This is a genomic window from Youngiibacter multivorans (assembly GCF_017873395.1).
GTDB lineage: Bacteria > Bacillota > Clostridia > Clostridiales > Clostridiaceae > Youngiibacter > Youngiibacter multivorans.
In genome coordinates this window covers 134,650-142,051 of sequence record NZ_JAGGKC010000006.1, presented here as the reverse complement: position 1 = coordinate 142,051, position 7,402 = coordinate 134,650, and the positions used below count along the sequence as shown (strand labels likewise).

At 45.1% G+C, this 7,402-nt stretch carries 7 protein-coding genes, 1 tRNA gene and 1 other annotated feature; of the genes, 6 read left to right on the top strand and 2 right to left on the bottom strand.

All coding sequences use genetic code 11. The features are described 5' to 3' along the window. Positions 1-383 precede the first annotated feature (383 nt). The 4 genes from J2Z34_RS17740 to J2Z34_RS05330 all read left to right on the top strand — a co-directional run bounded on the left by J2Z34_RS17740 (position 384) and on the right by J2Z34_RS05330 (position 3,149). The gene (locus tag J2Z34_RS17740) at positions 384-509 is read left to right on the top strand and encodes a hypothetical protein (RefSeq protein ID WP_280922302.1); all 126 of its coding nucleotides are present in this window, start codon (positions 384-386) and stop codon (positions 507-509) included. A 161-nt stretch (positions 510-670) separates the two neighbouring features. Then, positions 671-916 (top strand) — a binding site (T-box leader). Between the two features lie 76 nt (positions 917-992). Next, positions 993-1,823, top strand: a complete 831-nt coding sequence (locus J2Z34_RS05340) for an amino acid ABC transporter substrate-binding protein (RefSeq protein ID WP_209458828.1) — start codon at positions 993-995, stop codon at positions 1,821-1,823. Positions 1,824-1,849: 26 nt separating this feature from the next. Continuing rightward, on the top strand, positions 1,850-2,491 hold the full coding sequence (locus J2Z34_RS05335) for an amino acid ABC transporter permease (protein WP_209458827.1): 642 nt from the start codon (positions 1,850-1,852) through the stop codon (positions 2,489-2,491). Positions 2,492-2,507: 16 nt separating this feature from the next. Next, on the top strand, positions 2,508-3,149 hold the full coding sequence (locus tag J2Z34_RS05330; RefSeq protein WP_209458826.1) for an amino acid ABC transporter ATP-binding protein: 642 nt from the start codon (positions 2,508-2,510) through the stop codon (positions 3,147-3,149). Positions 3,150-3,254: 105 nt separating this feature from the next. Here the strand turns inward: J2Z34_RS05330 and J2Z34_RS05325 are convergent, their stop codons facing one another. Together J2Z34_RS05325 and J2Z34_RS05320 are read right to left on the bottom strand one after the other, a co-directional pair. Then, the gene (locus tag J2Z34_RS05325) at positions 3,255-4,529 is read right to left on the bottom strand and encodes a serpin family protein (RefSeq protein ID WP_245250523.1); all 1,275 of its coding nucleotides are present in this window, start codon (positions 4,527-4,529) and stop codon (positions 3,255-3,257) included. Positions 4,530-4,688: 159 nt separating this feature from the next. Continuing rightward, positions 4,689-4,785, bottom strand: a tRNA-Sec gene (locus tag J2Z34_RS05320). A 74-nt stretch (positions 4,786-4,859) separates the two neighbouring features. Here J2Z34_RS05320 and yfmF point away from each other — a divergent pair. Then, positions 4,860-6,140: an EF-P 5-aminopentanol modification-associated protein YfmF gene (yfmF, locus tag J2Z34_RS05315; protein WP_209458825.1), complete on the top strand. Its 1,281-nt coding sequence runs from the start codon at positions 4,860-4,862 to the stop codon at positions 6,138-6,140. Continuing rightward, positions 6,118-7,392, top strand: a complete 1,275-nt coding sequence (gene yfmH, locus J2Z34_RS05310; protein WP_209458824.1) for an EF-P 5-aminopentanol modification-associated protein YfmH — start codon at positions 6,118-6,120, stop codon at positions 7,390-7,392. The genes yfmF and yfmH overlap by 23 nt, the downstream gene beginning before the upstream one ends. Positions 7,393-7,402 lie beyond the last annotated feature (10 nt).

The following is a 7,402-nucleotide window of genomic DNA, read 5'->3' as shown; positions in this document are numbered from 1 at the left end:
CTTATCCCACACGATAAGGTAACCCTGCACCCATCTCTTCTCAAAAAATAACTAATTGACTTGAGGCACCATCCGGATTGACTAAATCATAGTGTTCCAGAAGGGGTGGAATTTACTCTTTCAAAAAGTCAGCAAAATCTCACCCTTGGTTTACTATGCCCAAAAAAGGGCCGGATTATTACTTCCGTCAGCATCATTGTACTCCATCAGAAACCAAAAATCATTAAGTGAACTGTCTAAAAAACCATGTACATCAAAGAAATCCCAGATTCCTAAATTAGTGGAATTCTATTTGGCAAAGTGGAAGTTGCTTTTTCAATTAACCACGTGGTTTGGACCGGAATTTTGTAAATGTGACTGCTGCCCTTTATTTAATGACCAGAATGGGTACAGCCGAAGCGATAACTGATGATTTCTACCGGCTTACCGGTAAGCATCCTAAAAGCTTTTCAGATTTTGTGATTGAAAACATAGAGAGATTCAATAGAGACCAGAAGAAACGCAGCTGACTTTTGGGTAACAGTTCATGCATCTGAATCCATTGGAAGCAGCTGATCACCCTTAACAAAATGAAGGGCAAAAGATGCATTTATGGTTAATAAATCAGATTACCGGATAAAAATACAGTTGACAAAAATTCTTTGAGAGGATAAAATTCATCTTATCATATTGAACGACATTGATTGGAAATATTAACCGCATGCATCCATCTTCAGAGAGTTCCCGGCAGGTGAGAGGGGCAGAAAAGGGATGCGGAGAACACATCCATGAGTCGGGATCCTGAAATTGCAGTAGGGGCCCCCGGTAATCCCTGCACCCGTTATCGTGCTAGAGTATCTGAGTACTCGAAGAGGCCGTCGTCGTGAGGCGTCGGTGAAACAAGGTGGAACCACGGAAGTAATATCCCGTCCTTGATGCTGTAGCATCACGGACGGGTTTTTTGTTTTTGGCCGGCATATTGAAAAAGAATAAGAATATCGGAGGAAAAGAAGATGAAAATGATGAAGAAAATCATGATGGTAGCAATGGCAGGGGTAATGCTCTCAGCATATGCATGCGGAGCGAAGGAGCCGACACCAACCACTCCACCTGCACCTAAGGACAATACTGCTGATATCAAGGCTAGGGGCGAGATAATCGTAGGGCTTGATGATACATTCGTTCCGATGGGCTTCAGGGATGCAGCGGGTAACTTTACAGGATTTGACGTAGAACTCGCTACAGAGGCTGCAAAGAGAATGGGACTTAAGGTAAAGTTCCAGCCAATCGACTGGACGCTTAAGGAAACTGAGCTTGATTCAAAGAACATCGACCTTATTTGGAATGGATACACTATTACAGACAGCAGGAAAGAGAAGGTAAACTTCACGACACCATACCTTGACAACAGTCAGGCGATAGTGACATTGGCGGGTTCAGACATCAAGAGCAAGGCTGACCTTGCTGGAAAGTCGGTAGCGACACAGACAGCATCAAGTGCATATGAAGCTATATCTGCAGATGCTGAGACCATGAAGGGCTTCAAAGATGGCGAGCCTGTTCTCTTCGACACATACGATGATGCGTTCAGGGACCTTGAAGCTGGAAGGGTAGATGCCATAGTTGCAGACCTCATCCTTGCAAGATACTATACCGCACAGAGGGGAACAGAAAAGTATGCTTTCCTCGATGACAATTTCGGTGATGAGGAATATGGAATCGGTGTGAGGAAGTCCGATGTATTGCTTCTTGCTGACCTCAACAAGGCGATGGACGACATGAAGAAGGACGGCACTGCAGCAGCGATATCAGTAAAATGGTTCGGAGAGAACATAGTCAAGTAGTCTTATAAAGGCCGAAAGGAAAACAGATGGAATATATACTTTTGATCCTGCCATACATGCTCGAGGGACTTGGCACGACCCTCATAGTCTTTGCAATTACCGCCATAGTAAGCATTCCATTGGGATTTTTCCTGGCGATTGCAAGGCTTAGAGGGAGTAAGGCTTTAAGCTGGATTGTCCAGACCTATATCCTCATAATGCGAGGTACGCCGCTTCTCCTCCAGCTCATATTCATATATCTCGGACTGCCTCTTGTCGGAATTACTCTCGACAGGCTTCCGGCATCACTTCTTGCTTTCATACTTAACTATGCAGCATATTTTGCTGAAATATTCAGGGCAGGGATCGAATCCATACCCCAGGGGCAGTATGAAGCGGGAAGAGTGCTCGGACTCAAGGAGCACGAGATATTCCTGAAGGTTGTGCTTCCTCAGGTTGTGAAGAGGGTCATACCTCCGACAGCAAATGAACTGATGACCCTTGTCAAGGATACATCCTTAGTTTATGTGGTCGGCATGGGCGACGTATTGAGAGCGGCGAAGATAGCAGCTGTAAGGGATGTTACGCTTATCCCGCTTGGTCTGGCCGGAGTACTTTACCTGATAGTAATCGGTATACTCACCATGCTATTCAAGAGAGCTGAGACAAAGCTTTCATACTACAGGTAGATTAGGAGGACATGATATGCTCAAGATAACCGACCTGTCAAAAAGCTTTGGTGGAAAGCAGGTATTCAGCGGCATAAGCGCCGAATTTGAAAAAGGCAGGATATATTCCATTACAGGCCCTTCAGGTGTTGGAAAGACAACACTCTTAAGGTGTCTGACGCTTCTTGAAAAACAGGATAAAGGAACCATAACGATTGACGGAATGCCGCTTGAGGATAAGAGGCTTTCGATAGGCCTAGTATTCCAGTCATTCAACCTATTTCCGCACATGAGTGCAATTGAAAACATAACATTCCCGTTAATACGGGTAAAGGGAGTCAGCAAAAAGGATGCCGAGGCTATTGCCATGGGGCTCCTTGAAGACCTTGGTCTTCAGGATAAGGCTGACTTCTACGAGCACATGCTGAGCGGAGGACAAAGACAGAGAGTGGCTATTGCAAGAGCGATGGCTCTGGCACCGGACTTTCTGTTCTTCGATGAGCCGACCTCTGCACTTGACGAGGACCTGAGCGAAAGCGTCGGAAACGTAATGCTTAAGCTTAAGGAGAAGGGTATGGGAATAATAGTCATAACCCATGACCTGGATTTTGCAAAGAAGATCTCAGATGAGGTCTACCTGCTCAGGGATACCCTCATAAGAAGGGACCTGGTTACATAGCAATGTATCTGGATACATAGCAATGTATCTGGATACATAGTAATCTATCGGAATACATGAAAAAGTCTCGCAGAGGACGATTCCTCTGCGAGACTTGTATTTTGTCTACTTTACAGTATTCACTGTTCCGATGAATATTGGCAGCCCTGTCGAGTTGTCGATTATAGCATATATGAAGGGCCTGTCGAGCCTGACAATCTTAGTTTCGATGAAGGACTCATCCCTGATTTCTACCTTTGTGACAGCGCCTGCTTTGGTTCCCAGCTCGTCTACGCTTATGAATGTCTTGTGAAGGACCTCGCCGATGTAAAGGTTGCCCCTTGATGACTTTCCAAGCTTTGAGAAATCAGCTTTTTCTGATGAGAATGCGGTTGGCATTCCGAGCTTCTTGAGAGCGTCGTTCAAATTGATTTTGTAATCGTAACTGAATTTTGGCAGAGATGCAGTAACCAGAGTTTTCTCAGCACCACCAATCATCTCCAGGAACCCTTTTCCAGTCATTGAACCGACATAGTCATCCACTGACATTCCTTCGTTGGGGAGAATTGCGGCAAAGCTGTACAGACCCTTGGAATAGGGCTTGATGAAACCAGTTGACATCCCATCGTCAAGGTAGAGCTCCTCCTCGGAGTTCATGAACTGTGCGTCTTCAGTTGTACCGGAAGCAGAAATGAAGCTTCCGGACTGAAGGTTCTCCTTGCTGTAGACCTTGTCCCATTCTGCATCGAATACGATGGCATTGATCAGATACATGACTGCATCTGGATTTATGCTGTCAAGGATCCTGTCGATCATCCCGTCGGTGTTCTTTTCGACCCAGTCGTTGATGTCATCAAGTGTTGCATCGTCGAATTTTGATTTGTATGCGGCAGCGCTATAGTAATCCGCATTAGTCTGAAGGAACTCCTTCTCGACTGTAAGCCTTCCCTCGTCGTCTCTGAACCAGATCGAGTTGGCTATCCTCAGTTTCGACTTTTCTTCGTCTGGAAGCCCGTCTGCATAGGAATTCAGATATGCATTCAGATCAATAAGAGGTATATCTTGTCCCAGCAGCTTCTCCATTTCGTCGAGGGTATTGCCGTCAGCTCCGTTTGCGGTCATTGAAAGAGCCAGTATAACTGATAGAGGGGAAACAAGAGAGTTTTCCTGGTCTGAAATTGTCTCCCTGAATAGGTAAAATGCAAAGTCTGAGTAGCTTCCAATGAATTGACTGTCAGGGGATTTTGATGCTGCAGCCGATTTTGAAATGCCTGCCATAAGGTCATCTGATGCTGCTGCTGGTGAAGTCCCAGTGCAGGCGGAAAGACCAGAGGTAAGCGCAACTGCCAGTGATATTGATAGCATCTTCTTAATATGACCCCTGAATATCTTGACTTTCAAGTTTTTCACCTCATCCTGTTTTCTGATTATCGTCCTAAGTCCCTATTTGAATTATAAACAATCACCATTAAATAAAAAATACGGGAAGGTAACAGAGGTAAACGTGCGAATAAAAAACTCCATGCTTGTTGCATGAAGTTAAATAGTGTACAATTAAATTGGCGGGAACGTGTAGGAATCGAACCTACCCAGGATGTTTCAAGCACCCCGAAATGGTTTTGAAGACCACAGAATACGCCAGTATCCATCCGCTCCCGTAGCAATGTTATTCTACATTGAAAAGGCGTTCATGTCAAAGACTGGCTGGAATAGAAGAAAGGAGGCATGCAAATGCCGGATTTTAACAGTAGTATAGGGTTCTACAAATCGAGGAAATTCAAGAACAATGCAATAAGCGTGATAATCCCTGTAGGAATGGGGGAGAATGTTACCGGATACAATGTACTTTCACAGGTGCTGAAGCGAGGGACAGAAAGATTCGCCACATCGTCTGAGATCTCAAGGTACCTGCAGGATATGTATGGCAGCTTCTTTGACATCATAATCGGAAAGAGAGGAGACAAACTGTTCCTCACATTCTACATATCTTTCCTCGACAACAGGTTCACCCTTTACGGTGAGGACCTTTGGGAGAAGGCTGTGGACCTTATTAAAGAGGTCATCTACAGGCCCAGGCTTGTGGACGGAGGATTCCAGTCAGATATTGTTAGTCAGGAGATTGACGACCAGAAGCTGTATATTGAGTCTCAATATGACGACAAGGGCCACTACAATTCAATCAAAGTCATGGAACAGGGACTTCTTGATTCATACAGCAAGCCTGAGTTCGGTACGATGGAGGAGCTTGCTGGACTGAACGGCGACTTGCTTCTTAAATTGTGGAATGATCTCAGGTCCAGTGAAGCATACATACAGGCTTCAGGGAACATTGAGGACGAGAACAGGGTGTCCGAACTGCTTTCCGGAATATTTGATGAGGCGAATGGAGGCCTGAGGGTCGGCAGAGGTCTGCATGACCATGTGGAGCCTGTCTTCGTGAAAGATCTGCCTAAGGTTGAAGAGGCGATGAAGATAAACCAGGGCAAGATGTCGCTTCTGTACTCCACCAACACGGATATCTTCAGAGGAGATTATTTTTCCCTTGCTGTAATGAATTCCATTTTCGGCGGCGGTGCACATTCAAAGCTTTTCAATGAGGTCAGGGAGAAGCACAGCCTATGCTACTATGTCTATTCAACCTTCGACAAGTTCAAGGGTGTGATGACCATATCAAGCGGAGTTGATTTCAAGAACTTCGACAAGGCGAGGGAGCTCATAGAGCTTGAGCTTGAGAAGATGAAGACAGGTGACTTTACCGACGAGGAAATCACCATGAGCAAGACCAGACTGAAGGCAACACTTGTGGCAATGGAAGACTCCATGTACAACACAATGGAATACATTTCAAGCCTGAGGGTCTATGGAATAGATTATACCATTGAAGATGTCATTGAGGGAATTGAGAAAGTGGATAGGGACAGGATAATGGCAGTGGCAAGAAGGCTTCAATACATAACAAGCCACTACCTGGTGAAGGAGGACGTAAGTGATGTTTCAGACGATAGAGCTTGATCTCATAGATGAGAGGATCCTATACACCGAAATCAAGAATCTAAAGGTGTACTACATCCCCAAAAAGGGATTTGCGAAATCCTATGCAATGCTGACTTCGGATTTCGGTTCGAAGGATGTTGAATTCTCTGTGGATGGAGGAAAGACCTATAAAAGATATCCGGAAGGGATAGCCCATTTTCTGGAGCACAAGGTTTTCGAAATGCCCGGCGGGGAAAATATATTCAACAAATTCACCGAACTCGGAGCTTCCGTAAATGCATTCACCAACAACAGGCAGACATCATACTATTTTTCAACTACGGATAATTTCTATGAGAACCTGGAGCTTCTAGTAAAGATGGTGCTGACACCGCATCTGACTGAGGAGAACGTCGAAAAGGAGAAGGGGATAATAGCTGAAGAGATTGCCATGTACGATGACAATCCGGCTTTCAGGGGATATCTTGAAGCCATGAAGGCTCTGTACCATAACCACCCTGTCAGGGAAGACATCGCCGGCACAAAGGAGTCAATATACTCTCTTACGCCTAGGGACCTTCAGGAGTGCTACGATGCATTCTATGACCCCTCCAACATGGTGCTTGTTGTGGTAGGAGACCTTGACGAAGCCAGGGTCAGGTCTGTTGTGCAAGATAATATTTCTGACAGGAAGGCAGTCACCGTTACCAAGAAATCATGGACTGAGCCTTACGGAAGCAAAAGCAAGGAAGCTGAAGTATCCATGTCCCTACAGGTGCCAAACTATATACTGGCATGGAAGGTTCCGTCTGGAAACGGCGAACTCATGAAGGATACAATTGCAGGTTCCCTCATGGCAAAGCTTGTATTCGGTAAAAGCTCCACATTCTACGAGGAGCATCTGGCGGACGGGATAATAAACGACAGCTTCAGCGCGGAATTCAACCTTGAGGAGGACCATGGCGAAATGTTCATAGGCGGCGAATCCAAGAATCCTGAAAAGGACAGGGATGCCATACTGGAGTATATCGACAAGGTTAATAGAGATCCTGACTTCTTCACAAAGAGGACAAGTGAAATCGAGCTCCTTAAGAAATCCATGACAGGGCAGTTCATGAATATATTCAACAGCGTGGACAGCATCGGAATAACGGCAACAGGCAACATATTAAGAGGTAAAAATCTTCATGAATACATCCTGACTCTTCGTTCCATAACACAAGGTGATGTGGAAAACATGTTCAAAAGGGTGTTTGGTGTAGAAAATCGAGCATTTGTTGTTATCAAATGATGATATAACT

Excerpts from the sequence above, each read along its gene's own strand:
- yfmF (WP_209458825.1), top strand. The coding sequence starts at position 4,860 with ATGCCGGATTTTAACAGTAGTATAGGGTTCTACAAATCGAGGAAATTC.
- J2Z34_RS05335 (WP_209458827.1), top strand. The coding sequence starts at position 1,850 with ATGGAATATATACTTTTGATCCTGCCATACATGCTCGAGGGACTTGGC.
- J2Z34_RS05340 (WP_209458828.1), top strand. The coding sequence starts at position 993 with ATGAAAATGATGAAGAAAATCATGATGGTAGCAATGGCAGGGGTAATG.
- J2Z34_RS05330 (WP_209458826.1), top strand. The coding sequence starts at position 2,508 with ATGCTCAAGATAACCGACCTGTCAAAAAGCTTTGGTGGAAAGCAGGTA.
- yfmH (WP_209458824.1), top strand. The coding sequence starts at position 6,118 with ATGTTTCAGACGATAGAGCTTGATCTCATAGATGAGAGGATCCTATAC.
- J2Z34_RS17740 (WP_280922302.1), top strand. The coding sequence starts at position 384 with ATGGGTACAGCCGAAGCGATAACTGATGATTTCTACCGGCTTACCGGT.